The sequence below is a fragment of the Actinospica durhamensis genome (genome assembly GCF_018139695.1).
GTDB classification, from domain to species: domain Bacteria; phylum Actinomycetota; class Actinomycetes; order Streptomycetales; family Catenulisporaceae; genus Actinospica; species Actinospica durhamensis.
Window position 1 is genome coordinate 30,407 of record NZ_JAGSOG010000001.1, and the last position, 24,607, is coordinate 55,013.

Here is a 24,607-nt window from a genome sequence, read left to right on the forward strand (position 1 = left end):
TGCGGCCGCGGAAAGCGTACTCGTCCACCTTGGATTACGCTCTCTAGCTGGCAGTCCAGCCAGACTTAGTATGCTTTCACCCGGCAGGTGGCGGCGAGTCCGTGGGCCTGGCAAGTACGTGCCACGGAGCTACCTGCCACGGCTGACGGCAGCCAAGGCGACGACAGTGAGCTAGGGCGTGCAGGCAGGATTGACCAAGGGAGTCGAAGCGGGCGATGGCTGACATAGCCAGCAACATGGGGGAGCAGGTTCTCCACGCACTGGGTCTCGATCCCGTGAGCGTCCAGGTTTACCTCGCCATGCACGCCACCACGGGCGCCGACGCCGAACAGCTCGCCGGCAAGCTCAACCTCCAAGTCTCCGAGGTCGTCGACGCGCTCGACGAGCTGTCCGATCTCACCCTCCTGCGCCCGGGCCTGAGCCCCGCCGACCGCCTGCGCCCGGTTTCGATCGAACGCGCCTTGCACACCCTGCTTCGCCAGCAGTCCGACCAGCTCACGGCACAGACCGAGGCGATCAGGACGCTTCAGGCCGCCATGGACGAGCTGTTCTCGATGCGTCCGGTCCGCTCCGACGTCCTGCGGGAGATCGACGTCGAGGTCATCATCGGGCGGGAGGCGATGCAGACGCGGATCGAGGCCCTGTTCGTCCAGGCTCAGCAGAGCATCTACTCGATGCTCCCGGGCGGCCCGCTGCCCAAGCCGTCGCTGGACGCCGCCCGCCCGTGGGACAGGGAGGCGATCGAGCGTGGAGTCCATGTCCGCGCGCTGTACCAGAACTCGGTCCGCGGCGACCGGGGCATGCGGGAGTACATGGAGTGGTTCACGCAGATCGGCGCCGAGGTCCGGACCGCCCCGGTGATTCCCATGCGCCTCATCATGATCGACCGCACGACCGCGGTCGTCGTGCAACCGCACCCGCACGAGCTCTTCCTGATCCGCGAGACCGGCATCCTGTTCCCGCTCAACGAGTACTGCGAGCTGGTCTGGGCGTCTGCGGAGAGGTTCGAGGCGGCGGAGCGGGAGGCGGAACCGGACGCGTTGCCGACCAGTCAGGAGCTGGCACTGCTTCGGCTACTCGCGGCCGGCAGCATCGACGAGGCGGCCGCGAAGAAGCTGGGCATCTCCGTGCGGACCGTGCGCCGGATGATGGCCGACCTGATGGAGCGGTTGGGAGCGACGAGCCGGTTCGAGGCGGGGTACAAGGCCACAAAACGGGGCTGGCTCTGAGAGGTGGAGAGATCGGGGGGCGCGGCGGGCTCCAAGGGAGCCTGCCGCCCTGGGGCGGGGCCAGTGTGGGCCCGTGGCCCCGCCACAGGGGTTCAGGCAGCGGTTTCGCGATACCGCGCCGAGGGCCGGGAATCTGGTGGGGGATCCGGCTCGTGACACTGAGTCTGCCCTACCCGGCAGGCCGGTCTGAAGGGGTTCACAGTGGCATGACCCTGCCGGGCAGCAAGCTGCCAGACCCCGGTAATGACCTGCACTTTCGCAGAATTTTGACGTCGGCGGGAGCACGCTCGAAGGCCCTTCACCAACCTCGGTGAAGGGCCTTCGAGCTTGTCCCGGGCTTCTTTCGGCCACGAATGAACACGGTGGCGGGCACCGCCCGCCCCACCTTTAGACGGCGACGGGCTCCGCGTCCTCGCCGTGGCGGCTGCGAATCTCGTGGGTGATCTTCATGGAGCAGAAGTGCGGGCCGCACATGGAGCAGAAGTGGGCCTGCTTGGCCGGAGCGGCCGGCAGCGTCTCGTCGTGATAGGCGCGGGCGGTGGCCGGGTCAAGGGCCAGGTTGAACTGGTCCTCCCAGCGGAACTCGAAGCGCGCGTCGGACAGGGCGTCGTCCCACGCCTGGGCGCCGGGGTGGCCCTTGGCCAGGTCGGCGGCGTGGGCGGCGATCTTGTAGGCGATCATGCCCTGCTTGACGTCCTCGAGGTCGGGCAGGCCGAGGTGCTCCTTGGGCGTGACGTAGCAGAGCATGGCGGTGCCGTACCAGCCGATCATGGCCGCCCCGATGGCGGAGGTGATGTGGTCGTATCCGGGGGCGATGTCGGTGGTGAGCGGGCCGAGCGTGTAGAAGGGCGCGTCGTCACACAGCCGCTTCTGCAGCGCCACGTTCTCCTTGATCTTGTGCATCGGGACGTGGCCGGGACCCTCGATCATCACCTGCACGTCCATGTCCCTGGCCAGCCGGCCGAGCTCGCCGAGGGTCTCGAGTTCGGCCAGTTGGGCCCGGTCGTTGGCGTCGTAGATGGAACCGGGGCGCAGGCCGTCGCCGAGGGAGTAGGTCACGTCGTACGCGCGCAGGATCTCGGTCAGTTCGCCGAAGCGCTCGTAGAGGAAGTTCTCCCGGCGGTGAGCCATGCACCAGGCGGCCAGGATCGAGCCGCCGCGCGAGACGATGCCGGTCTTGCGGCGGGCGGTGAGCGGCACGTAGTCGGCCCGCACGCCCGCGTGCACGGTCATGTAGTCCACACCCTGCTCGCACTGCTCGATCACGGTGTCCCGGTACACCTCCCAGGTCAGGTCCTCGGGCCGCCCGCCGACCTTCTCCAAGGCCTGATAGATCGGCACGGTGCCGACCGGGACCGGGCTGTTGCGCAGGATCCACTCCCTGGTCTGGTGGATGTCCTTGCCGGTGCTCAGATCCATGATGGTGTCCGCACCCCACCGGGTGGCCCACACCATCTTCTCCACCTCGTGCTCGATCGAGGAGGAGACGGCGGAGTTGCCGATGTTGGCGTTGACCTTGACCAGGAAGGCCTCGCCGATGACCATCGGCTCGATCTCGGGGTGGTTGACGTTCGCCGGGATCACCGCGCGGCCGGCGGCGACCTCCTCGCGCACCGTCTGGGCGCTGACGCCCTCGCGCAGCGCGATGAACTCCATCTCGGTGGTGATCTCGCCGCGACGGGCGTAGCCGAGCTGGGTGGGGGCGCCGTCGCCGGCCCGGGCGGCCCGTTCGGCCGTCCAGGGGGCGCGCAGCTTGGGCAGACCGGCCCGTACGTCGGTGCGCAGGTTCTCGTCCGTGTACGGGCCGGAGGTGTCGTACAGCAGGATGCTGCCACCCGTGCTGAGGACGACCTCGCGCATCGGCACCCTGAGGGTGTCGTGCGCGTCGGTGAGGTAGGTCTTGCGGAGGACTTCATTCGGAGACAAAGCAGCCACGGCTGCGCTCACACTCCCTACGCCGGCATTACCCGGACAGGTTCATGCGGTCGGCGTATCGCCCTCTCAGCCCGGATCCGCCCCGAGCTCCCGCGGTTGTTCGGTTGTCTCCGCCAGCGTAGCGCCTCCCCCCTGGCGGCACGACGGTGCCCGCGCGCTCCCCGTCACTCACCCGTGCGCGCGCTCGACACGGGTGCGCGGTCGTGTCAGAAGTCGCGCTTCTTCTGCAGCTGCCGCCGGCGGTAAGCCGGAATCGACATCATGAAGCGGTGGTAGGCGACGTAAAGCGCGCCGACCGCGACCGCACCGAGGGCGATGAACAGCAGGGAGTGCAGCGCCCAGCTGATGACCGATACCACGATCGATCCGACGATGAACACTCCGGCGACCACCATGACCGCCTTCAACCAGAACGGCATCTCGCTTTCCCTACCCCTTCGAAATCTGTGTACGTCCTATGGGGAGAACGAGCGGCGGGTCGCCGGCGTTCCCTCCCCAAGCCACGATATATCGCGTTCGCGGTTCGCGCCAGCAGTCTGGCCCCCCGGGCGCGGCGGCGGGCAGGCGCGCAACGGGGACGCGGGAGCCGCACGCGCCGCCGGGGCGCGGCCCGGATTCGGCGCGCGCAGGGCGCGCGGAGGGCAGGGCGAGGAGGCACGCGGCGCCGTACGCGGAGCACGCGACGTGCGCGAGGGCGCCCGAAAGGCACGGGGAGAACCCACCCGGGCCCGCGGACGGGCGAAAGCGTTCAGCACTCGAGAACGCTTCGAAAGCGTTCGAAGGCATTCGGAAAACGCTCCCGAGGGAGCCGTGCCCACCACACGGCTCCCCGGATGCGCTTTAGCCCGCCGGCTCGTAAAACGACGATCCGGCGGGCTGGACAAGCGTGAAGGGTGCTACTCAGGCCTTCTTGGCCCGCGAGGCGGTCTTCTTCGTCGCGGCCTTCTTGGCCGGACGCGTCACCGCCTTCTTCGCAGGGGCCTTACGAGCCGGGCGGGCGGCCGGAGCCTCCGCCTCGGCGAAGGAGGCCTTTCCGTCCGCGAACGCGGCGCGGCACTTCTCCAGCAGCTTGCGCAGCGTCGCCTGGTCGGTCTTGGACAGCTGGCCGGCGAGCAGCCCCTCGACCTCCTCGACCTTCTTGTCCGCGCGCGCGAGCAGGCTCTTGCCGCTGCGGGTGATGGTGGTCTCCATCGCCCGGCCCTGACCGGGCACCGTGCGGCGCTCGATCAGACCCTTCACCGTGAGGTTCCCGAGCACCGTGGTCATCGTCTGCGGAGTGACCAGGCATTGGCGGGCGAGCTCCGCCCCGCTGATGCCCGGCGTCTCAGCGATCACCAACAGCGCCGAGTACTGCGGGACTGTCAGACCCATGGGTCGCAGCACCGCGTCCTTAGCTCCGGAGAGCTCTTGCTCAAGGCTCTTGACCACGTGGCCGAGCCGGTCATCCATTGCTGTCATAGCGTCGATCATATCCTGTGTCGCACAAAATGCCCGTTTTTGCGTCGGGCCCTGACGCGTACGGGTGATACACAGCGCCCTGCGAGCGCCACCCGGGTTGTGTGCAACAGCTTGCCACAGGTTCTCGACCGCAGGGTGCGGATTGGGGCAACATTCGCCCATGAAGAAATTCGTCATCAAGATCGGCGTGAACGCAGTAGCACTCTGGGTGGCCTCGCTGATACTGAAGTCCGGCATCACCTTCGACCGAGCGGGTGGGTCCAACGTCCAACTGGTCGAGACGGTGCTCATCGTGGCGCTCATCTTCGGCTTGGTCAACACGTTCATCCGCCCGATCGTGAAGCTGTTCAGCCTCGGCCTGATCGTGCTCACCGTGGGCCTGATCACCTTCGTCATCAATGCTCTGATGCTGATGTTGACCTCTGCCATCTGTGGGCACTTGGCCGTCCACTTCCACGTGAAGAACTTCGTCGCCGCGCTCATCGGCTCGCTCATCATCACCGCGGTTTCGATGGTGCTGCACACGGTGCTGCCGGACGACGCGAAGTGAGCAAGCCCACAGCGTCCATCCGGCGGTCTCGAGCGGCGGGCCGCTGATCGGAGCCGGTCGGATCCGTACTACGGTTGCCTGGCAGACTTCGAAGTGTGCCGGTCCTGACGGCCACACCGACGCACGCCTGAAGCGAGGGAACCACGTGACATCCGCGGGAGCGAGGACGCCGACGTCCGCGCGCACGCCTGCCCCCACGCGCGTCCGTTCGGCCCTATGCCGGGCCCGGGGCACCCGGTGATGATCGGGGACCGGGTGGCCGCCGTGCTCGGCGCCAAGGTGGCCGGGGTGACCGCGCTCGGCACGGGGGCCGGGGGCAGCGGGGTCTACCGCGTCTCCCTGCTGTCCGGCGAGACCGTGTTCGCCAAGTCCTACCAGGGCGAGGCACCCGGCTTCCTCGCCGCGGAGGCCGCCGGCCTGCGCTGGTTGCGCGAGGCCGACGGGGCGCCGGTGCCCGAGGTGCTCGGCGAGTGCGAGGATCTGCTGGTCACCGGCTTCATCACGCCCGGACGGCCCACTCCGGCCGGGGCCGAGGCGTTCGGCCGGGAACTGGCCACGATGCACGCGCGCGGCGCGCAGTCCTTCGGAGCCGCGTGGCCGGGTTATATCGGGGCCCTGTCGATGGACAACACGGAGTCCGACGACTGGGCCGCCTTCTACACCGAACGGCGGGTACTGCCCTACCTGCGGGCGGCAGTGCGCCGCGGCGCGCTGGACCTGGACCAGGCCTCGCTGGTGGAGCGGGTGTGCGGGCGGATCGAGGAACTGGCCGGACCGCCGGAACTGCCGGCCCGGCTGCACGGGGATCTGTGGGCCGGCAACGTCCAGTGGGATGTCAGAGGTCGAGCCTGGCTGATCGACCCGGCGGCGCACGGCGGGCACCGCGAGACCGATCTGGCGATGATGGCCCTGTTCGAGACCCCGCTGCTGGAGACGACCCTCGCCGCGTACGACGAGGTGCATCCGCTCGAGGACGGCTGGCGCGAGCGCGTGGCCCTGCACCAACTGCACCCGCTGCTGGTGCACGCGGCCTTGTTCGGCGGCTCCTACGGGGAGCAGGCCGTGGCCGCCGCGCGGCAGTACCTCTAGCCGGCGAACCTCCAGTCGGCGATCCACAGCCCCGGCGGTCCGTAGCACGCCGCCACGGTCCGGTTGCGCCCGGTACGCCCTACTGCGTCCGCAGCTCGATCAGGACACGATTCGGACGCGGACGGGCAAAACCTGAGTCATAGCCGGTACAGGGAGTGGACGAGCACCGATTAGAGTGGCCGCTCGGTGGGGCTCGAGCCGGTTCGAGGCGATCCGGGAGAATCACGAGGAGCTTGCCCAATGGAGTACTGCAATCAATGCGGTGAACTGGTAGAAGGGCGCTTCTGCCGCATGTGCGGCGCACCGACGGCCGTGGCAGCCGCTCAGGCGGCCGTGCAGGCGTCGGTCACGGGAGCGGGCTACGCGGGCGGCTACGGCCCTGCCGTGGCCGAGGCTCAGGCCGTCCAGGCCGACTCGACCCAGTTCTACGCCGAGCCGCTCTACGAGGCTCCGGTGGCCCAGCCGAATCCGGGCACCCCGAGCGAGTTCGACGGCTTCTTCAGGTCCGAGGACGGTTCGCCCTCGCCGCACGCCCACACGCAACTGCTGCCGCCGGTCCAGGCCGACTACCGGATGGATCCGCCCGGCGGCTCCCGCGTCCCGCCCACGCCGCCGGAGTTCCCGGACGACGAGGACGAACAGGACGCACGCCACCAGCGCCTGCTGATGTACGGCACGCTGGGCGCGGTGCTGCTCGCCGCCGCGGTCATCCTGGGCATGCTCTACCTGGGTGGCGGTGACAACCCGGTGGGCAACGCGTCCGGCACCGGTACGGCGGGCGCGACCCCGAGCGCGGGCGCGACCTCCACGGCCGGCTCGGGCGCGGTCGTGGTGCCGACCCAGAGCGGCGGCAAGCTGACCACCAGCGCGGCGCCGAGCACCGCCCCGTCCACCACCGCCGCGGGCGGCTTCAGCGGCGACACCCTGCCGCTGGGACCGGGTTCGCAGGGCAGCCTGGTCCGGTACGTGCAGGAGCGGCTCAAGGCGCTCGGCTACTATCACGGCTCGATCTCAGGGAGCTTCGACCAGGCGACCGCCTTGGCGGTGCAGCAGTTCCAGGGCGCCGCGGGTGTGACCGGTGACGCCGCGAGCACGGTGGGCCAGCACACGCTGGTGGCCCTGATCGCGGCCGGGGACACCCCGACCCTGCGCGCCGGCAGCCACTCGAGCGCCGTGAGCCGGCTCGACCAGGCACTCAACGAGGCGCTCGGTACGCAGCTCACGGCCTCGAACCGCTACAACGCCACCACGATGGCCGCGGTGATGCGCTACCAGAGCTCGGTCGGGCTGATGCCGACCGGCCAGGTGGACGCGGCGACCTGGGCCAAACTGCAGAGCGGGACGCTTTAGGACGCGCGGCGAGGCGGGACGCGGGACGACGGCCGAGATCCGCGGATGTCAGCCGTCGAGCCCGGCCGCGGCGACCAGGCGGTCACGTTCGGCCTGGTCGATCGCGGTCCAGCGGGTCGCGCGGATCGCACCCTCGAGCGCCAGCAGAGTGTGCACGCACTCCTCCGGCGGAGTCTGTTCGGCGATCAGCTGCCAGACTTCGAGCGCACCCTGGCGCTTGAGTTGTTCGAGCGACTCGATCCCTACGGAGCGCAGCCGCGCCGAGAGCACCGGCCCGATGTTGACGGCCCGATCTATCGACAGTCCGTGGATGACAGTTCCCACCGAGCTCACCCTCTACCCGATCCGCGCTCGCGCGTGCTGGAGAAAACATTCCGTGACGGTGAAACCACCATCTCCCCGGTATCGCGTCACGGCCACCCGAATCGGCCTTGCGGGTCACGGCCCGTCATACCCGGAGCCCCCACTGCTCACTTTGTATCGATCGCATGTCAGAACCACCCGATACGCTCATGGTCCGCGCAGGTCACGTTACTGTGACCAGTGCGAATCAGAAATGGAGGGGTCATGGACGTCGCCCAAATAGGCGTCTCGACACCGACGACGCCCGTGACGTTGGAAGACACCGTCACGGTCGCCGAGGCTGACCTGGCCCAGGCTCAGATAGATCTCGAGCACACCCGGGCCCAGCTCGACCACCTGACCCGGCAGCAGCACAGCCAGCTCGGGCCGCTCTACGACCGGCTCGACCAGCTCGACCTGGACATCGCCGGCCTGCGGGCCACGCTCACCGGCGCTCCGGAGGACCTGCGCAGGCTCCAGGCGCTCTACGGCACCGGGCCCTCGGGGCCGGACCCGCTGACCGACCCGCTCCCGGTCGCCGCGCCCGCGGTGGACCCGGAGTACACCAGCACCCTGCGGTTCACCGAGCCCGAGGTCGCGATGGCCGAGGAGATCAGCCCGGCCAAGGTGGCCCAGCGCATCTACCGCGAACTCGCCCGCCGCGCCCACCCCGACCTGGTGCAGGACCCGGTGGACAAGGAGCGGCGCAGCGCGTTCATAGCCCGGGTCAACGAGGCCTACCGCAAGCTCGACCTCTACGAGCTGCAGCGGCTGGCCGAGGAGTGGGCCGTGGTGAACAACACCGGCCCGACCGATCCGGCCGTGCGCCAGATGTGGCTGCGCCAGCGGCTGATCTGGCTCAAGGCGCGCACCGCCGAGGCCAGGGTGGAGCGCGAGACGCTGCTGTCCAGCCCGATCGGCCAGCTGCTGCTCGAAGTCGGCGCGGCCCTCGTCCTCGAGGTGCTCTCGAGCCGGCTGTGGGAGCAGATCAACAGCAAGGAACAGGCGCTCAACCTGCTGCGCCAGCAGCTGCTGATGCCGCAGTAGGACAGGCGGCCGGCGAAAAGTCAGAACGTCGGGAAGCCGCCCGGCCCGCGGCAACGGGTCCGGCGGAATCTCGCGCGATGCCCCTGACCCTGCCCGTGACCCACGAAGCCGGACCCCGCGGCCGCAACCCACCCGCCAACCCGGCGGCGGCTACCGGAACTCGGCGGACAGGCCCGTGGCCACGGCCAGGCCGGTGGAGCGGTCGAGCAGGTAGGTGCTGAGGCTGTCGGTGACCGAGCGCGGCTCGATCATCAGGTCCTCGATCCCCGGCCCGAAGCGCGCGGTCAGCTGCGGCCGGCTGAGCGCGGTGACGTCGGTCTGCGCCACGATGTTGAACCAGTGGCGCACCGCGGCGGGCCAGTCGCCCTGGTTGTTGCGCGGCGGCGGCTCGAGCAGGTCGAACACCACCCGGGGTCCGCACAGCGCGGGCCCGAGGGTGACCAGGGTGACCGCGACCGAGTCGCTCACCGCGCACAGGGTCTCGTAGGCGATCAGGCCGCCGAGCCCGTGCCCGACCACGACCTGCGTCTCCGCGCCGATGCAGCCCTGGGTGCGGTCGCGCAGCTCGTGCCGGTACTTGCGGTCGGTCAGGTAGCGGCGCAGCTGGGCCGCGCCGCCCGCGGGCGGCTTGGGCTGCCGGCTGAAGTGGGCCGTGCCGCGCAGCGCGGTGGCCGCGTCCGGGACCGCCTCGCCGCGGCCCTGGCCGGTGCGCACGGCGGCGGACCACCAGCCCTCGAGCACCGAGCGTTCCAGGGCGAGCCCCTCCACCGGGATCGGGCCGGACTCCGGCCGGGCGCGCAGGTCGGCGAACTCGACCACGGTGATCCGGTCGGCCGCGGGCACCTGGCCGCGCACCGCCCGCAGTGACGAGACCAGGGCGGCGGCGATGCGGGGCAGCCCGGCATCGGTGTCCGGGTCCGGCACCACGACTATGACCGCCATCCGTGGCCCCCCTCGGGGTGTGTGTTGCTGCGGAGCCGGGCGCGGCGGAGCCCTCCCGCCGTCTCGTCGACCCCGTCTTACCGTGTCGGACCTGCCGCGTGCCGGTCCTGACTGAGCGTCAGATCATCGTATAGCTCCAGCGTAACCGAAGCACGACCTCGGGTGAGGGCACGGCGGCGCCGGAGCGGCGAAACGCACAAGTTGTTACCTACCGGTTACCGCCGCGCACGTCCGCGAGCCAGTCCCGCGCCTCGACGAACTCCGCGTCGGTGGTGCCCGGGCGGATGCTCGGGGCCTGCCGGTCCGCCCGCGGATAGGAGCCGAGGAAGCGCAGCCGGCCGCTGTTGCGGCGCAGGCCCTGCAGCGCCTCGCCGACCCGCTCCTCCTCGACGTGGCCCTCGCAGTCGATGAAGAAGTAGTACTTACCCATGGCCTCGCCGGTGGGCCGGGACTCGATCCGGCACAGGTTCACCCCGCGCCCGGCGAACTCCTCGAGGATCTCCATCAGCTCGCCGGGGTGGTTGTCGCGCAGGCCCACGGTGATCGAGGTCTTGTCCACGCCGGTGGGCGCGGTGGGCCGGCCCGGGCGGGTGACCACGACGAAGCGGGTCTGCGCCGCGGTGTCGGAGATGTCGTCGGCCAGCACCTCGAGCCCGTACCTGGCCGCGGTGAACGCGCCGGCCAGCGCCCCGTCGAAGACCCCGTCGCGCACCTGCCTGGCCGCGTCGGCGTTGGACGCCGCGGTCTCCCAGCGCGTGTCCGGCAGCTGCCGGGTGAGCCAGCGCCGGCACTGCGGCTCCGCGACCGGGTGGCTGGCGACGGTCTTGACCTGGTCGATCGGCGTGCCGGGGCGCACCAGCAGCGCGAAGGTGACCGGCAGCAGCAGCTCCCGCACGATCATCAGCGGCTCGCCGTTGGCCAGTTCGTCTATGGTCGCGGTGACCGCGCCCTCCACCGAGCTCTCCATCGCGGCCACCGCGGCCTCGCACTCGCCGGTGCGCACCGCGTCGAAGGCCGCGGGCACCGAGGGGTAGGGCACGGCCTCGACCTCGCCGCCCTCGGGCAGGGCGAGCAGCGCGGCCTCGGTGAACGTCCCGGACGGGCCCAGGAAGGCGTAACGCGGCGTGTGCGACATGTGGCCAACCTAGCGCCCCGGCCCGGCGCCCCGACGGCCTTCTCAGCCATCGGGCACCGCCGCCCTACTCGATCGGCGCGCCGGACAGGATCCGGGCGAAGTCGGCGCGCAGCTGCGGCACGGTGATGTCCTCCACCAGCCACTCGATGTGCGCCTTGCCGTCGGAGGTGTAGCCGAGCACCTGCAGGCCGTGGGTGACCTGGTAGTCGCCGGACATCACGGTGGGCTTCTCCACGTCCACGCCGACCGCGGTGCCGGAGTCGTGGATGACGTCCCAGGAGGCGGTCAGGCCGGTGGAGCTCGGCAGGTCGAAGCGGGCGAGCCAGGCGGAGAGCACAGGCACCGTGTCGCGCCACGGGTCGGTGGTGACGACGTCGACGGTGATCCGGCTCTGCTCGGCCTTCGGCAGTCCGCGCCAGGCCGCGCTGATGTCCGCCATGGTGGTCGGGCAGTCGTCGTCGCAGTGGGTGAAGCCGTAGAACACCAGGGTCAGGTCGCCCTTCGCGGGCGCCTTGATGCTCTCGGTGCCGCCGCTGGTGGCGCTGAAGGTCCCGGACGGCAGCCCGTAGGGCTTGGTGAGCACCGGACCGTAGTACGCCGAGGTCGGCCCGATCTGGGTGATCTGCGCGGTGGGGCTCTGCGTGGAGCCGCTCGACGAGCAGCCGGCCAGCCCCGCGGCCAGCGCGCCGCCGAACGCGGCGAGCGCGGCGATTCGTCCGTTGCGGAGGAGTTTCACAGGCTCGATGGTGTCATGCCCGCCGCGCCCGCCCGGCACCGGGGTCCCGGGCCCTCTACGCTGCGTAGAACTTCGCCGCACCCGGGGCGATGGAGTCCGTTTCGGGGCCATTCGGGCGAATTTGAGAGGCCCGCCCGGGAGTTTTCGCGGGCAGTGATGGCGTATTGATCCGAGAAGCCGGTAATACCTATCTGCGTGTCCTGAAGACGCGGGAGGTAGAGCTCGTGGTGGACGTGAACTGGACCCTGCTGCTTCCGCGCGAAGCGCAGAGCGTGGGCAAAGCACGACGCATGCTGAGGGACACCGCCGACCTCGTCGGCATGGATCCCGACATCACCTTCGACCTCGGCGTCGCGCTGACCGAGGCCTGTGCCAACGTGATCGAGCATTCCGGACCGGCCGAGGGTTACTGGGTGGCCGCGGGAATCAGCTCGGACCGATGTTGGGTGGACGTCATCGACAACGGCGTCGGGTTCGCCCCGCGCCGGCTGGTGGAGGTGCGCGGAAGCCGGCGCCCGGCCGCGGCCGTGGCCACCGCGCCCGACATGGCCGAGTCCGGCCGCGGCCTGATGCTGATCGAAGCCCTCTGCGACCGGGTGGACATCCGCAACCATCCGGCGCGCGGCGCGATGATCCACTTCGAGCGCGACCTCAAGCCACGCGAACCGGTCGCGGCCTGACACAATCGCCTCCGTGACCTCAGGCGGATCCGATCCCGCGCTCGACCCCGCGTTCGACGCCGTCGTCCTCGCCGGGGGCGGGGCGCACCGGCTCGACGGCACCGACAAGCCGGCCCTCGAGATCGGCGGCGCCACCCTGCTCGACCGGGTGCTGGCCGCCTGCGCCGAGGCGGACCGGACCGTGTGCGTGGGGCCGCGGCGCCCGACCGCACGGCCGGTGAGCTGGACCAGGGAGAGCCCGGCCGGCGGCGGCCCGGTGGCGGCGCTGGCCTCCGGGCTGGCCCACGTCGCGGCCCCACTCGTGCTCGTACTCGCCGCCGATCTGCCCTTCCTCGACCCCGTCGTGGTGCGCGCCCTGGTGCGCGCGGCCGCCGACGGGGCGGACGGCGCCGTGCTCACCGACGCGGACGGCCGGGACCAGTGGCTGGCCGCGTGCTACCGGCACGCCGCTCTCGCGGTGGGTCTGGAGCGGCTGCGGGCCGAACGCGGCGCGCTGGCCGGCGCCTCTCTCAGGACCCTGCTGTCCGACCTCGAACTGAGCCGGGTGCCGGATCCGGACGGGCTCGGCTTCGACTGCGACACCTGGGAGGATGTGCGTCATGTTCGAAGACTGGTTGAAGACGGTCGCCCTGATCAGCGAGCGGCCGGAACTGGATCTGACTCCTGATCAGCAGTCGCTGGTGCTCGACCTGGCCCGGGAGGCCGCGCACGGCGTGGCCAGGCCGGCCGCCCCGCTGACCACCTTCCTGGCCGGCTACGCGCTCGGCGCCGGGGCCGGACTCGAGGACCTGTCCGCGCTGGTGGCGCGGCTGAGCGAGGCCGCGCAGGCCCACGCCGCGGCCGCGAGCGCCGGCGACGCGGCGCCAACGGAGTAGTACGCACATCCCGGCGCCCTCACGCGGGTAGCCACCGGCCGTGAACATCGGCGCGCGCCGGGCCGCGGTGGACCCGGACGTCCACCTGCCCGGCGGGCCGGTCCGGCCGCTGCGCTCGATCGGACTGCGCGTGGGCTTCTCGGTGTTCGCGCTCGTGCTCACGGTGGTCCTGGTCTACGTGGACCGGGACGGCTACAAGGACGCGACCACCGGCCAGATGTCGTTCGTGGACTGCCTGTACTACGCCACGGTCACCCTCTCCACCACCGGCTACGGCGACATCGTGCCCGCCACCGAGGGCGCCCGGCTGGTGAACGCGCTGGTGATCACGCCGCTGCGAGTGGTCTTCCTGATCGTCTTGGTCGGCACCACGCTCGAGGTCCTGGCCGAGGGCACCCGTAGGCAGTGGGACCAGCGGCGCTGGAGGAACCGGATGCAGGATCACATCGTCGTCGTCGGCTACGGCACCAAGGGCAGCGCCGCGGTCGAGACCCTGCTCAAGCACGGGGTGGCGGCCGAGCGGATCGTGGTGATCGACCACCAGCGCCAGGCCCTGGCCCGGGCCAACGCCGCGGGCCTCGTCTCGGTCTGGGGCGACGCCACCCGCAGCAGCGTGCTGGCGAAGGCCGAGACCGCGCGGGCGAGCACGATCGTGATCACCACCGAGCGCGACGACACCGCCGTGCTGTGCACCCTCACCGCCCGCCAGCTCGCCCCTGACGCCTTCATCGCCGCGTCCGTGCGCGAGGCGGAGAACGCGCCGCTGGTGCGCCAGTCGGGCGCAGACACCGTGGTGACCTCCTCGGAGATGACCGGCAACCTGCTCGGCGCCTCCACGCTCAGCCCCGAGGTGGGCGCGGTGGTGACCGACCTGCTCACCTACGGCCAGGGCCTGGACATCGTGGAGCAGCAGGCCGGACCGGAGGAGATCGGCCGCGATCCGCGCTCCTGCGCCCTGCCGGTGCTCGGGGTCATCCGCGGCGGGCGGATGCTGCGGTTCGACGACCCGTCCATCGGCGCGGTGCGGGCCGAGGACCGGGTGATCGTGGTGCGCCCGCGCGACCCGGCCGCCCCCGCCGAGGCATAGGCTGGCTGAATGAAGGCGATCGTGTGCAGTGAACCGGGCGGACCCGAGGTGCTGACCTGGGCCGAGGTCCCCGATCCCGAGCCCGGCCCCGGCGAGGTGCTCGTGGGCGTGGTCGCGACGGCCGTGAACCGGGCCGACCTGATGCAGCGGCGCGGTTTCTACCCGCCCCCGGCCGGCGCCAGCGACGTGCTCGGGCTCGAGTGCTCGGGCCGGGTGGCCCGGCTCGGCGAGGGCGTGACCGGCTGGTCCGTGGGCGACGAGGTGTGCGCGCTGCTCAGCGGCGGCGGTTACGCCGAACGGGTGGTCGTGCCGGCCGGGCAGCTGCTGCCGGTGCCCGCGGGCCTGGACCTCGAGGCCGCGGCCGGGCTGCCGGAGACCGTGTGCACCGTGTGGTCGAACGTCTTCATGACCGCCCACCTGCGCCCGGGCGAGCGGCTGCTCGTGCACGGCGGCGCCGGCGGCATCGGCACCACCGCGATCCAGCTGGCCAAGGCGTTCGGCGCGAGCGTGCTGGTGACGGTCGGCTCCGCGGCGAAGGCGCGCCGCTGCGTCGAACTCGGCGCCGACGCGGCCATCGACTACAAGACCGAGGACTTCGTGGCCAGGGTGGCGGAGCTGACCGAGGGCCGCGGGGTCGATGTGATCCTCGACAACATGGGCGCGAAGTACCTGGCCAGGAACATCGACGCGCTGGCGGTCAACGGGCGGCTGGCGAACATCGGGCTGCAGGGCGGGAACCGGGGCGAGCTCGACTTCGGCAAGCTCATGTCCAAGCGGGCCGCCGTGATCTCCACCACGCTGCGGGCCCGTCCGACCGAGGAGAAGGCGGCCATCGTGGCGGCCGTGCGCGAGCACGCCTGGCCGCTGGTGGCCGATGGGACGCTGCGTCCGATCGTGGACCGCAGGATCCCGCTGTCCGAGGCGGCCGAGGCGCACCGCGTGGTGGAGGCCTCGGACCACGTGGGCAAGGTCCTCCTGGTCGCGTAGTGGCCGACGAGTGGGAAAGGATGGACTCATGGCGGACATCGAAGCGAACACCCAACCCCCCTCGCCTTTCCGCGGCGAGAACAACGTCATCGTGGTAGGCCCGGACGGCCGCCCGGACGATCAGGAGCCATTGAACGACCAGGCCGAGGACCCGACCAGCGTGGCCGAGATGGTCGAGCAGCCGGCGAAGGTCATGCGGATCGGCTCCATGATCAAGCAGCTGCTCGAGGAGGTGCGCGCCGCGCCGCTGGACGAGGCGAGCCGGGCCAGGCTGGCCGAGATCCACCGCTCCTCGATCGCCGAGCTGGAGAAGGGCCTCGCGCCCGAGCTGATCAACGAACTCGAGCGGCTCTCGCTGCCCTTCGCCGAGCACGAGGTGCCCAGCGAGGCGGAGCTGCGGATCGCCCAGGCCCAGCTCGTGGGCTGGCTCGAGGGCCTGTTCCACGGCATCCAGACCGCGCTGTTCGCCCAGCAGATGGCGGCCCGCGCGCAGCTCGAGCAGATCCGCCGGGCCCTGCCGCCCGGTACGGCGGACGCGGGCGAGTACCAGCCGGGCAAGTCGGGCGCGGCCGGGCCGTACCTGTAAGAACCCTGTTCGTCGCGGGAGCGCCGGACGCAGCGCGCCGGCGCCGACCCGCCCGTCTACGAGTGCGCGGGGACGGGACCCTTGAATCAGGGCCCGTCCCCGCGGCGTGGGCGGATGGATAGGCGATGGGACCGGTGGTGCGGGTACGTACACGAACGCGGACGCGGGCGGCGGCACCGGGCACGGGGAGCGCGGCGCCGACGGCGGGTCAGCTCAGGGCGTGCAGGATCTTGTCGTAGTGGTGCGTCCACCAGACGATGAGCGCGGACTGGTCGGCGAACTGGACGCTCGGGCGCTCGTCGTGCAGGTCGTAGCGCCAGGTGAGCATCCAGAAGTCGGTCAGCCGCTCCCACCACAGCCGGTGCAGCGCCGCCGGTATCTCGGCGGCCAGCCACGGCCGCTGGTCCAGGTATCCGTGCACGTATTCGCGCACGAGTCCGAGGTCGAGCCGCCCGAACTCGACGAAGATGATCAACGCCGAGCGGATGAGCTCCTCCAGGCTGGGCGCGAGGCAGAGCCGGTCGAAGTCGACCAGCGCCCGCACCCCGCGCGGGCCGTACATGATGTTCAGGTCGTGGAAGTCGCCGTGGACCGCCCCGACGGTGAGGTTCACCTCGGGTCCGGGCCGGCGTCCGGCGAGCTCGCGCAGCAGTCCGATCCGTTCGAGCAGTCGGAACTCCGCGAGCTCGTCCACACCCTCGCGCACGCTGAGCCGGTCTATCCTGGCCAGCAGCCGGTGGGCGGTCTCGCTGGCCCGCTCCGCGCTTTCGCAGGGCAGGAACAGCGGTTGCGCGATCGGACCGTGCAGCCGGTCGAGCGCGTCGTGCAGGCGGCCGAGCAGGGCGCCGAGCTCCCTGCAGTCGGCCAGGTCGAGCTTGGAGCCACGCCGGTGATGGCCCTCCACCCAGGGGTAGAGCGCCAACATGCTCTCCCCCTCGCACTGGAGGGTCTCGCCCGCCAGGTCGGCGAGCGGGGCGGAGACCGGCAGGCCGGCATCGTGCAGCCGGCGGGTGATGTGGTGTTGGGCCCGGATCAACTCCGGGGTCTGGTTGAGATAGTCCTTCAGGAAGAACTTCCCGCTGTCGGTTTCGACGGTGTAGGCCCGATTCAACAGGCCTTCGGTGAGAGGCCGGATCGCTTGTACTTCAGTGACCCCGTAGCGCTGAAGCAGCAGCGCGGCCATTGCGAAGGGGCGCGCCATGGGGCTGAGAGTACGCGCCAGCGTACGCTCTCGACCCCGGTCGCGCGCCCCCACGCAAGGACTCGAAGAGGACTTTCACCGGACCTCGGGTTTCACCGCGCCCGGTGGAGTGAAAGGTCCAGTCTCAGACCGGCTTGAGCAGGTCCACGCCCAGGTAAGGACGCAGCGCCTCGGGCACCGTGACCGAGCCGTCGGCGAGCTGGTGGTTCTCCAGGATCGCCACGATGATGCGCGGCATGGCGCACAGCGTGCCGTTGAGGGTGGCCAGCGGGCGCACGCCGGACTCCTCGCGCATGCGCACCGCGAGGCGCCGCGCCTGGAACTCGGTGCAGTTCGAGGTGGAGGTCACCTCGCGGTACTTGCCCTGGGTCGGGATCCACGCCTCGCAGTCGTACTTGCGCGCGGCCGAGCTGCCGAGGTCGCCCGCGGCCACGTCGATCACCCGGTAGGGCAGCTCGAGCGCGTCGAGGAACTCCTTCTCCCAGCCGAGCAGCCGCTGGTGCTCCGCGGCCGCGTCCTCGGGCGCGCAGAAGGAGAACATCTCCACCTTCTCGAACTGGTGCACCCGGATGATGCCGCGGGTGTCCTTGCCGTACGAGCCGGCCTCGCGCCGGTAGCAGGAGGAGTAGCCGGCGTAGCGCATCGGCAGCCGGTCGGCCGGCAGGATCTCGTCCATGTGGTACGCGGCCAGCGGCACCTCGGAGGTGCCGACCAGGTACAAGTCGTCGTCGGCGAGGTGGTAGACGTTCTCCGCGGCCTGGCCCAGGAACCCGGTGCCCGCCATCGCCTCCGGCTTGACCAGCGACGGGGTGATCATCGGGGTGAACCCGTAGCGCACCGCCTGGGCCATGGCCAGGTTGCACAGCGCGAGCTCCAGCAGCGCGCCGACGCCGGTGAGGTAGTACTGCCGGGCCCCGCCGACCTTCGCGCCGCGCTCGAGGTCGATGGCGCCGAGCAGGCGGCCGATCTCCACGTGGTCGCGCGCCTCGAAGCCCTCGGTGGCGAAGTCGCGGGGGCGCCCGTGCTCCTCGAGCACGACGTAGTCGTCCTCGCCGCCCTCGGGCACGCCGGGCTCGACCAGGTTGGACAGGCCGAGCAGCAGCCGGTGCGCTTCCTGGGCCGCCTCGTTCTGGGCGGCGTCGGCGGCCTTGACCTCGGCGGCGAGCTCGCGGGTGCGGACGAGCAGCGCCTCCTTCTCGTCCTTGGACGCCTGGGCCACCTGCTTGCCCAGACCCCTCTGCTCATTGCGCAGGGCGTCGAAGTGCATGGCGGACGATCGACGCAACTCGTCGGCGGCCAGCACCTGGTCGACCAGGGCGGGGTCTTCGCCGCGGGCGCGCTGGGAAGCGCGGGCGCGGTCCGGGTCTTCGCGCAGGATACGGAGGTCGATCACAGGGCAAACGGTACCGGGTAGGGTGGGGTGATCGGTAATGCGTTCCACGGGTTCCCACCGGCGAGGAGTAACAGGTCATGTTCCAGCGCGGTCCCGGCGTCCCCACGGTCGAGGTCGGCGCCCTGTCGGCCGATGCGTACCTGTTGGACGTGCGCGAGCACGACGAGTGGGAGGCAGGCCACGCCCCCGCCGCGGTGCACCTGCCCCTGAGCGAGCTGATCGCCCGCCTCGACGAGGTCCCGGCCGACCGCGAGGTGCACGTGATCTGCAAGGTGGGCGGGCGTTCGGCCCAGGCCGTGCAGTTCCTCAACGCGCAGGGCCGGGACACGGTGAACGTGGCCGGCGGGATGCTGGCCTGGGCGGCCGCGGGCCTGCCGATGCAGGCCGCACCCGGCACCGAACCGTTCGTGGCCTGATTCCTTCGTTCCGCGCCGGGCGGCGGGCGCCGGCCTAGCCGAGGTCCGTCGGCTGAGCCGAGGTCCGTCGGCTGACGGGGCGCTCGGCCGCCGCCGCGTCGGCTCAGCGCCCGCGCCAGGTCTCCGGCCGCAGATTCGCCGGGATGCTGCGCGCGGCCAGGGCCATGGCCACGTCCCGGTACTGCCGTCCGCGGTGCAGCTGCGCGGCGAAGTCGGTGCCGGTGACCCGGTGCCGCAGCGGCACCTCCACCTCCAGCACCCTGACACCGGCGCGCAGCACGTCGATGGTCAGCCCGGTCTCCACGCCGAAGCCGTAGGCCAGCGGCAGCGCCGCCTCGAACGCCTCCCGGCTCAGGCAGCGCTGGCCGGAGAGCGGGGCGCTCGCCTCGAAGCCGACCGCGCGCCGGATGCCGTCCCTGGCCAGCTTCACCACGAACCCGTGTCCGCCGCCGGGGGTGTCCGAGGGCGGCAGGATCGCCACCGTCATCCCGACCTCGCCCGTGCGCACCGGATCGATCAGCCCGCCGGCCGCCTCCGCCGAGTCTTCGAGGTCTGCGTCGAGCAGCAGCAGGTGCCGCGGCGTGGTGCGCCCGTCCCGGCTCTCGATCGCGGCCAGCGTGCCCGCCCCGGTCTCCAGGGCCGCGCCCTTGCCCCGGTTGCGGCTGTGGCGCACCACGATCGCCCCGTTCTCCCGGGCGATCCGCGCCGTCGCCCCCTCGTCGCGCGACCCGTCGTCGACCACGATCACCAGGTCCACTCCGGGCAGCGATCGTGCCCCCCGCACCGTCGCGCCGATCCGCTCCGCCTCGAGGTAGGCGGGGATCACCACTGCCGTGTCGCTCATGGCAGACGAGTGTACGGGTACGGTCTTGTCGCGATTCGGTGAATCTACACGCCCAAACGAATGAACCGGGTATCGCTTCACCGCACGATAGGACTAGCATTCTCCTGACGCGCGATCGAGATCCAGCCCACGTCGCCGGCTCTCGGGTGTCGCGCTCTCGAAGCCACTCCTCTTGACGCAGAGCCTTGATCGATTCCCCGGTCGGCCCTGCCCGTACCACCCCCTGCCGTAGCACCCGTCACCACCGTGGGAGGGCCAGGCTGATGCCGGGCACGAACGAGAACCGCACCCCGACCCCCGCCGCCTCCGTCAGCTCGCTGCGACGCGGTCATGTGCGTTCGGTCGCGCTCGCGGCCGCCGTGGTCGGCGTGGTCGTGCTCCCCATCGCCGCGGCCGAGGCCAACCCCTCGCACGCCACGAAGCAGGCCTCTGCCACCGGCACCCCGGCCGCCGCCGTGCCCGCCACGGCCAGCGCGATGCTGCCGCAGTACTGCGGCACCGAGCTGTTCGGCTTCCAGAACAAGGTCTCCGCGCAGGCCTGCGTGGACGACCAGGGCGGCTCGGTCACCGGCACGGTCTACGTCAGCAACGGCACCGGCTCGCAGCTGACCGTGGTGATCAACCTGGTCTCCTCCACCGCCGGCGGCCCGCAGGCGCAGATGTCCTGCACCGTGGCGGCGGGCGACACCGGCGGCGTGTGCACCACCGACGCGCTCGCGGACACCGCGGGCACCGGCACCTTCGACGCGATCGCCGAGGCCGCCGAGGTCGGCGCCCCGCTCGCCGACGGCGTGGTGCACGTGGAGTCCGGCCAGGTCTCCCCGACCGACTCGACCGCGGCCCCCGCCCCGTCCACCTCGGCCGCGCCGTCCGTCTCCCCGGCCGCCTGAGTTCCGCTTCCTCCCGCGCCGACACCGCTGATCCGGTGTCGGCGCGCGGCTTTCACCTCCGTGTTCCCATCCGTGCGCCCAAGGTAGTTACCAACGAGTAGCTTCCCGCGTACGCTGGGGGCGTGAGCACTGTAGGCGACCGGCAGATCCTCAACGCGGCACGCGCCTGCGTGCTGGCCGCGGGCGTGCACGAGACCACCTTCAACGACATCGCCCGGCGGGCCGGGGTGAGCCGGATGACGCTCTACCGGCGCTACAGCGATGTCGGCTCCCTCATCAGCGAACTGCTCGGCCGTGAGTTCGCCCGGATCCTGCGCGAGCACACCCAGATCCCGCCCGAGGCGCCGCCGGACCCGCGCCCGGCCCGGCAGCGGCTGGTCGAGACGGTGCTCGCGGTGGTCGAGGCGTTCCAGGAGGACCCGCTGATGTCGCAGGTCCTGGACGCCGAGCCGGAGATCCTGATGCCGTATCTGTTCAACAAGTTCGGCTCCACCCAGCAGATCGCCATCGACCTGCTGGCCCACCGGCTCGACGCCGGCCACCGCGACGGCTCGATCCGGGCCGGCTCGGTGGCGGTGCAGGCGCACGCGATCGTGCTCACCGTGCAGTCCTTCATCGTCTCCGCCAGCGCCAGCGGCCCGGTGCCGGCCGACCGCCTGCGCACCGAGCTCAGCCTCATCCTCGAGGGCTACCTGCGGCCCTGCGCACCGGGAACCGGCGCGCAGTCGGCAGCCGGCTAGGTCGTGTCTTCAAAGGTTCGCCGGGGCCGCGACGCCTGCCACGCACGCTCGCGGCGTTGCCGGACCGCTTACAGACGACCGAGTATGCGCACGGCCCGGCGCCTTGCGAGCGCACGCGTCAGACGCCGCGGCCTGACCCGACGCCCCTTTGAAGACACTCCCTAGCGCAGCGTCAGCTGGCGGTTGGTCAGGCCCGAGCGGGAACGCCGCTCGGCGGAGGTCAGCGGCGCGTCGGTGGCGAAGGCGTTGCCCAGCCGCTCCGCCAGCGACGCGGCGGGCGCCTCCCAGTCGGCGGCCGGCTTGTCCAGCGCCAGGTCCCAGACCACGATCAGCCGGCCGCAGGCGCGCAGCGAGCCGGCGTACTTGCTGCCCTCGCCGAGCCGCAGCGCGTCGGCCGCGTGCAGCCGGGCCAGCGCGTCGAGCAGCGGCTCCTCGTCCTGTGGCATGACCCAGCGCAGGTGGCAGCGGTCGGCAGAACGGCGCACCCAGTACGCCGACTCGACCGAGCTCAGCCGCACGGTCGGCTCGATCGCGGCGTTGGCGCGCTCGAGCGAGATGGCCTGGTCGGCGGTGGAGGTGTCGCTCGGGTCGAACCAGTAGTCGAAGGTGTCGCGCAGATCCAGCTCCAGCGCGGCCTTCGGGTCCACCAGCGAGGCGAGCGGGGGCGTGGAGGGCGGGGCCTCCTCGAAGTCGAGGGTCTCGCCGGGCGCGGCCGCCAGGGCCCGCTCGAGCGCGTGCGCGAGGTCCCGCGCCGGATCGCCCGAGCTGTTGAGCGTCTGCGCGGCCACGACCACCTCACCGTCGGCCCGGCGCAGCGCCGGCACCGCGAGCGGGAGCACCGTCGCGAGCGTGGCGGGGCCGGCCGAGGCGTCCAGGAGGGTCAGCCGCGTCGTCGCGGCCGGAACGAAGGTGTGCAGGGCGATCAGGTCGAGTTCGGCGGCGAACTCGGCGAACGGCCGCGGGTTGAGCGGGACGATCTCGGCCTGCTCCCGGCCGTGGCAGGCCTTGTAGCGGCGCCCGGATCCACACGGACACGGCTCGCGCCCGCCGACCACCGGGATGGCCTCTCCCTCCGCGAGCTGGCGCGGACGTGCTGCCGGATGCTGCTTCCTGCCCATGACTCACCCTTTGTCCGGTGCGTTGCTGTGACCCGGAAAAGGATAGTGCCGCAGACGGGGTGCTTCAGGCGCGATGGGGATAGGTCGGCAGCAGCGGGATGACCTGCGCCGAGGCGGATGAGGTAGAGGTCGGCGGGTTCTTGTGCGGGTTCTTCTGCGGCCCCTGTTCGGCGAGCGAGGGCAGCGCCGTGAGGGTGCCGGTACTCGCGCCGGGCTGGCTCGCCCGCACGCCGCGTCCCCGGGTACGCCGGCCGGCGTGTCGGGCGCGCACGATCAGTTCGGCCCACACCGTGTACTCGTCCCCGCTCTCCTCCCGCTGCGAGCCCCAGCGGTCGGCGAGCCGGTCCACGATCTCGAGTCCGCGCCCGGCCTGGGCCGAGACGGACATGGAGTACGGCTTGGTCACGGGGCGGGTGGTGCCGCCCCCGTCGGTCACCTCGATCCGCAGCAGCCCGTCCCCGGTCAGGTTCCACGAGACCCGGATCGTGTCGCTGGTCAGAGCCCGCGCATGGCGCAGGGCGTTGGTGACGAATTCGGACAGTATCAGGATGGCGTCGTCGACCACCGTGCCCAGGACGTCGCGCTCGCTCAGATCCTGGGCGAGTTTCGCCCGCGCCTGGCGGACACTGACGGACGAGTGTGGCAGGTAAGCCTCGTAAGTGGTAGGCGCTACTCGGACTGCGGGCATGATCACCCCCATCGACCCCACTTTTCGTCTGAAGAAGCAATCCACCGGGCGGAGCACCGATCCCTCCGCGCTTGCATTCACAAGGGATTCGATGCCCTGCGTCCACAGGGTGGAAACGGCGGGCTTGCCCGCGCGGACGGTGCACATGGGGCGCGCGGGCAGCCTTAAGCGCCCCTTTCGCCGGAAATAAGGCTCTGGTACAAGCGATCGGCGCAGGTGGACGCGGCACATCGGAGCTCGGGGAGATCACCCGGGGTTCCGCTCAAGGACCGGTCGGGCCCCGAAATATTTGCGAAAGCTCCATGAAAACAAGCACGCGTAACAGGATGCTTACTCGGCGTTCCCATGCGAGCGGGTCTCGAGCTCGGCCCGCATCCGGCGCGGCCGGTTGGTGATCACGGCGTCCACGCCCAGGTCGAGGCAGAGGTCGAAGTCGGCCGGCTCGTCCACGGTCCACACGTGCACCGGCCGCCCGGCGCGGTGCCAGCGCTCGACACACTCGGGCCGGGTGCGCAGGATCTCCACCGAGGGCCCGGCGATCGCCGCCCCGGCCGGCAACGCGCCGCCGAGGGTGCGGTACATGAACGGCTCCATCAGAAACACGGTCGGCATGGCGGGCGCCAACCGGTGCACCCGCCGAAGCGCAGCCCGGGAGAAGCTCATCACCCGTACCGGCGTGGCCGACGCGTCCTGCCCGGGCCGCGGCACCCAGCCGTACTCGTCCAGCATCTCGATCAGCCGACGTTCCACCCGTCCGGCATAGCGCGTCGGGTGCTTGACCTCGATCGCCAACTCCACCCGCTTCGGATGCCCGGCCGCCAGGTCAAGCAGCCGCCGCAGCGTCAGGACCCTGCTTGCGTCCCGGTCGGGCAGCTCCACCGGCTCGCCCGCGGCCTCCGCGCCCTCGGTGTCCCGCGCGTCCCCCTGCTCGCCCGCGAAGCCCGGCTCGTCGGCCGGGGCGTGCCAGGAACCGAAGTCCAGCTCCTCCAGCCGGGCCAGCTCCAGCGCGGAGACCCGGCCGCGCCCGTTCGAGGTCCGGTCCACCCGGCCGTCGTGCACGCACACCAGGTGCCCGTCCGCGGTGAGCCGCACATCGCACTCGAGCGCGTCCGCCCCCGCCTCGAGCGCGGCGACGTACGCCGCGTACGTGTGCTCGGGTGCCTCGGTCGAGGCTCCGCGGTGCGCGACGATCTGCGGCGCGGCGGGGGCGATGCGTACAGAAGAGTGGCCCATCACCCCATGCTCTCAATTCCGTCGGAGTGTGACGCCACGCTTGGGCCCCCCGGGGT

At 71.3% G+C, this 24,607-nt stretch carries 27 protein-coding genes and 1 riboswitch; of the genes, 14 read left to right on the top strand and 13 right to left on the bottom strand.

Annotated features, from left to right (window positions below):
• The first annotated feature begins 215 nt into the window (after positions 1 to 215).
• Positions 216 to 1,229 carry a LuxR C-terminal-related transcriptional regulator gene (locus tag KDL01_RS00120; protein ID WP_212526176.1) on the top strand — a complete coding sequence of 338 codons (1,014 nt, stop codon included), beginning with the start codon at positions 216 to 218 and terminating at the stop codon, positions 1,227 to 1,229.
• Positions 1,230 to 1,616: 387 nt separating this feature from the next.
• Here the strand turns inward: KDL01_RS00120 and thiC are convergent, their stop codons facing one another.
• The 3 genes from thiC to KDL01_RS00135 form a co-directional block, all read right to left on the bottom strand.
• Positions 1,617 to 3,155: a phosphomethylpyrimidine synthase ThiC gene (gene thiC / locus KDL01_RS00125; RefSeq protein ID WP_281415155.1), complete on the bottom strand. Its 1,539-nt coding sequence runs from the start codon at positions 3,153 to 3,155 to the stop codon at positions 1,617 to 1,619.
• Positions 3,156 to 3,161: 6 nt separating this feature from the next.
• A riboswitch (TPP riboswitch) is annotated at positions 3,162 to 3,268 on the bottom strand.
• A gap of 102 nt (positions 3,269 to 3,370) precedes the next feature.
• Positions 3,371 to 3,583, bottom strand: coding sequence for a hypothetical protein (locus KDL01_RS00130; protein ID WP_212526177.1), 213 nt, complete (start codon positions 3,581 to 3,583; stop codon positions 3,371 to 3,373).
• Positions 3,584 to 4,064: 481 nt separating this feature from the next.
• Entirely contained in the window at positions 4,065 to 4,622 is a 558-nt protein-coding gene (locus KDL01_RS00135) for a MarR family winged helix-turn-helix transcriptional regulator (protein WP_212526178.1), read from the bottom strand.
• A gap of 160 nt (positions 4,623 to 4,782) precedes the next feature.
• Between KDL01_RS00135 and KDL01_RS00140 the strand changes: the two genes are divergently transcribed.
• From KDL01_RS00140 to KDL01_RS45010, 3 genes are all read left to right on the top strand, one after another.
• Positions 4,783 to 5,172 carry a phage holin family protein gene (locus tag KDL01_RS00140; RefSeq protein WP_212526179.1) on the top strand — a complete coding sequence of 130 codons (390 nt, stop codon included), beginning with the start codon at positions 4,783 to 4,785 and terminating at the stop codon, positions 5,170 to 5,172.
• Between the two features lie 216 nt (positions 5,173 to 5,388).
• Positions 5,389 to 6,261, top strand: a complete 873-nt coding sequence (locus tag KDL01_RS00145; RefSeq protein ID WP_246575681.1) for a fructosamine kinase family protein — start codon at positions 5,389 to 5,391, stop codon at positions 6,259 to 6,261.
• Between the two features lie 312 nt (positions 6,262 to 6,573).
• Positions 6,574 to 7,611, top strand: coding sequence for a peptidoglycan-binding domain-containing protein (locus KDL01_RS45010; protein ID WP_212526180.1), 1,038 nt, complete (start codon positions 6,574 to 6,576; stop codon positions 7,609 to 7,611).
• Positions 7,612 to 7,659: 48 nt separating this feature from the next.
• On the opposite strand, the gene KDL01_RS00155 is transcribed toward KDL01_RS45010, so the two are convergent.
• On the bottom strand, positions 7,660 to 7,935 hold the full coding sequence (locus tag KDL01_RS00155; protein ID WP_212526181.1) for a TfoX/Sxy family DNA transformation protein: 276 nt from the start codon (positions 7,933 to 7,935) through the stop codon (positions 7,660 to 7,662).
• 243 nt (positions 7,936 to 8,178) lie between these two features.
• Here KDL01_RS00155 and KDL01_RS00160 point away from each other — a divergent pair, with 243 nt between their 5' ends.
• Positions 8,179 to 9,000 (top strand): hypothetical protein, encoded by an 822-nt coding sequence (locus KDL01_RS00160; RefSeq protein WP_212526182.1) that lies wholly within the window; start codon positions 8,179 to 8,181, stop codon positions 8,998 to 9,000.
• 150 nt (positions 9,001 to 9,150) lie between these two features.
• On the opposite strand, the gene KDL01_RS00165 is transcribed toward KDL01_RS00160, so the two are convergent.
• The 3 genes from KDL01_RS00165 to KDL01_RS00175 form a co-directional block, all read right to left on the bottom strand.
• The gene (locus tag KDL01_RS00165; RefSeq protein WP_212526183.1) at positions 9,151 to 9,942 is read right to left on the bottom strand and encodes a hypothetical protein; all 792 of its coding nucleotides are present in this window, start codon (positions 9,940 to 9,942) and stop codon (positions 9,151 to 9,153) included.
• A 208-nt stretch (positions 9,943 to 10,150) separates the two neighbouring features.
• Positions 10,151 to 11,077, bottom strand: a complete 927-nt coding sequence (gene pheA / locus KDL01_RS00170; RefSeq protein WP_212526184.1) for a prephenate dehydratase — start codon at positions 11,075 to 11,077, stop codon at positions 10,151 to 10,153.
• Between the two features lie 64 nt (positions 11,078 to 11,141).
• Positions 11,142 to 11,813, bottom strand: coding sequence for an SCO family protein (locus KDL01_RS00175; RefSeq protein ID WP_212526185.1), 672 nt, complete (start codon positions 11,811 to 11,813; stop codon positions 11,142 to 11,144).
• A 224-nt stretch (positions 11,814 to 12,037) separates the two neighbouring features.
• Here KDL01_RS00175 and KDL01_RS00180 point away from each other — a divergent pair, with 224 nt between their 5' ends.
• From KDL01_RS00180 to KDL01_RS00205, 6 genes are read left to right on the top strand one after another with little or no spacing between them, the layout of a single operon-like run.
• A complete protein-coding gene (locus tag KDL01_RS00180; RefSeq protein ID WP_212526186.1) occupies positions 12,038 to 12,493 on the top strand; it encodes an ATP-binding protein in 456 nt (151 codons plus the stop codon).
• Positions 12,494 to 12,506: 13 nt separating this feature from the next.
• The gene (mobA, locus tag KDL01_RS00185) at positions 12,507 to 13,160 is read left to right on the top strand and encodes a molybdenum cofactor guanylyltransferase (protein ID WP_212526187.1); all 654 of its coding nucleotides are present in this window, start codon (positions 12,507 to 12,509) and stop codon (positions 13,158 to 13,160) included.
• Positions 13,093 to 13,368 (top strand): DUF6457 domain-containing protein, encoded by a 276-nt coding sequence (locus KDL01_RS00190; protein WP_212526188.1) that lies wholly within the window; start codon positions 13,093 to 13,095, stop codon positions 13,366 to 13,368. The genes mobA and KDL01_RS00190 overlap by 68 nt, the downstream gene beginning before the upstream one ends.
• A gap of 40 nt (positions 13,369 to 13,408) precedes the next feature.
• Positions 13,409 to 14,455 carry a potassium channel family protein gene (locus KDL01_RS00195; RefSeq protein WP_307845988.1) on the top strand — a complete coding sequence of 349 codons (1,047 nt, stop codon included), beginning with the start codon at positions 13,409 to 13,411 and terminating at the stop codon, positions 14,453 to 14,455.
• Positions 14,456 to 14,464: 9 nt separating this feature from the next.
• Positions 14,465 to 15,442, top strand: coding sequence for an NAD(P)H-quinone oxidoreductase (locus KDL01_RS00200; protein WP_212526189.1), 978 nt, complete (start codon positions 14,465 to 14,467; stop codon positions 15,440 to 15,442).
• 28 nt (positions 15,443 to 15,470) lie between these two features.
• Positions 15,471 to 16,028 (top strand): bacterial proteasome activator family protein, encoded by a 558-nt coding sequence (locus tag KDL01_RS00205; RefSeq protein ID WP_281415152.1) that lies wholly within the window; start codon positions 15,471 to 15,473, stop codon positions 16,026 to 16,028.
• A gap of 208 nt (positions 16,029 to 16,236) precedes the next feature.
• On the opposite strand, the gene KDL01_RS00210 is transcribed toward KDL01_RS00205, so the two are convergent.
• A complete protein-coding gene (locus KDL01_RS00210) occupies positions 16,237 to 17,229 on the bottom strand; it encodes a phosphotransferase enzyme family protein (RefSeq protein WP_212526190.1) in 993 nt (330 codons plus the stop codon).
• A gap of 124 nt (positions 17,230 to 17,353) precedes the next feature.
• Positions 17,354 to 18,622, bottom strand: a complete 1,269-nt coding sequence (gene serS, locus KDL01_RS00215; protein WP_212526191.1) for a serine--tRNA ligase — start codon at positions 18,620 to 18,622, stop codon at positions 17,354 to 17,356.
• A gap of 77 nt (positions 18,623 to 18,699) precedes the next feature.
• Between serS and KDL01_RS00220 the strand changes: the two genes are divergently transcribed.
• Positions 18,700 to 19,038 (top strand): rhodanese-like domain-containing protein, encoded by a 339-nt coding sequence (locus KDL01_RS00220; RefSeq protein WP_212526192.1) that lies wholly within the window; start codon positions 18,700 to 18,702, stop codon positions 19,036 to 19,038.
• Between the two features lie 103 nt (positions 19,039 to 19,141).
• Here the strand turns inward: KDL01_RS00220 and KDL01_RS00225 are convergent, their stop codons facing one another.
• Positions 19,142 to 19,882 carry a glycosyltransferase gene (locus KDL01_RS00225; protein WP_212526193.1) on the bottom strand — a complete coding sequence of 247 codons (741 nt, stop codon included), beginning with the start codon at positions 19,880 to 19,882 and terminating at the stop codon, positions 19,142 to 19,144.
• A gap of 263 nt (positions 19,883 to 20,145) precedes the next feature.
• Here KDL01_RS00225 and KDL01_RS00230 point away from each other — a divergent pair, with 263 nt between their 5' ends.
• A complete protein-coding gene (locus tag KDL01_RS00230; protein ID WP_212526194.1) occupies positions 20,146 to 20,772 on the top strand; it encodes a hypothetical protein in 627 nt (208 codons plus the stop codon).
• A 122-nt stretch (positions 20,773 to 20,894) separates the two neighbouring features.
• Positions 20,895 to 21,512 (top strand): TetR/AcrR family transcriptional regulator, encoded by a 618-nt coding sequence (locus KDL01_RS00235; protein WP_212526195.1) that lies wholly within the window; start codon positions 20,895 to 20,897, stop codon positions 21,510 to 21,512.
• Between the two features lie 161 nt (positions 21,513 to 21,673).
• Here the strand turns inward: KDL01_RS00235 and KDL01_RS00240 are convergent, their stop codons facing one another.
• The 3 genes from KDL01_RS00240 to KDL01_RS00250 all read right to left on the bottom strand — a co-directional run bounded on the left by KDL01_RS00240 (position 21,674) and on the right by KDL01_RS00250 (position 24,551).
• Positions 21,674 to 22,630 (bottom strand): DUF5926 family protein, encoded by a 957-nt coding sequence (locus KDL01_RS00240; RefSeq protein WP_212526196.1) that lies wholly within the window; start codon positions 22,628 to 22,630, stop codon positions 21,674 to 21,676.
• 64 nt (positions 22,631 to 22,694) lie between these two features.
• Positions 22,695 to 23,318: an ATP-binding protein gene (locus KDL01_RS00245; protein WP_212526197.1), complete on the bottom strand. Its 624-nt coding sequence runs from the start codon at positions 23,316 to 23,318 to the stop codon at positions 22,695 to 22,697.
• Positions 23,319 to 23,648: 330 nt separating this feature from the next.
• On the bottom strand, positions 23,649 to 24,551 hold the full coding sequence (locus KDL01_RS00250; RefSeq protein ID WP_212526198.1) for a glycerophosphodiester phosphodiesterase: 903 nt from the start codon (positions 24,549 to 24,551) through the stop codon (positions 23,649 to 23,651).
• Positions 24,552 to 24,607: the final 56 nt, after the last annotated feature.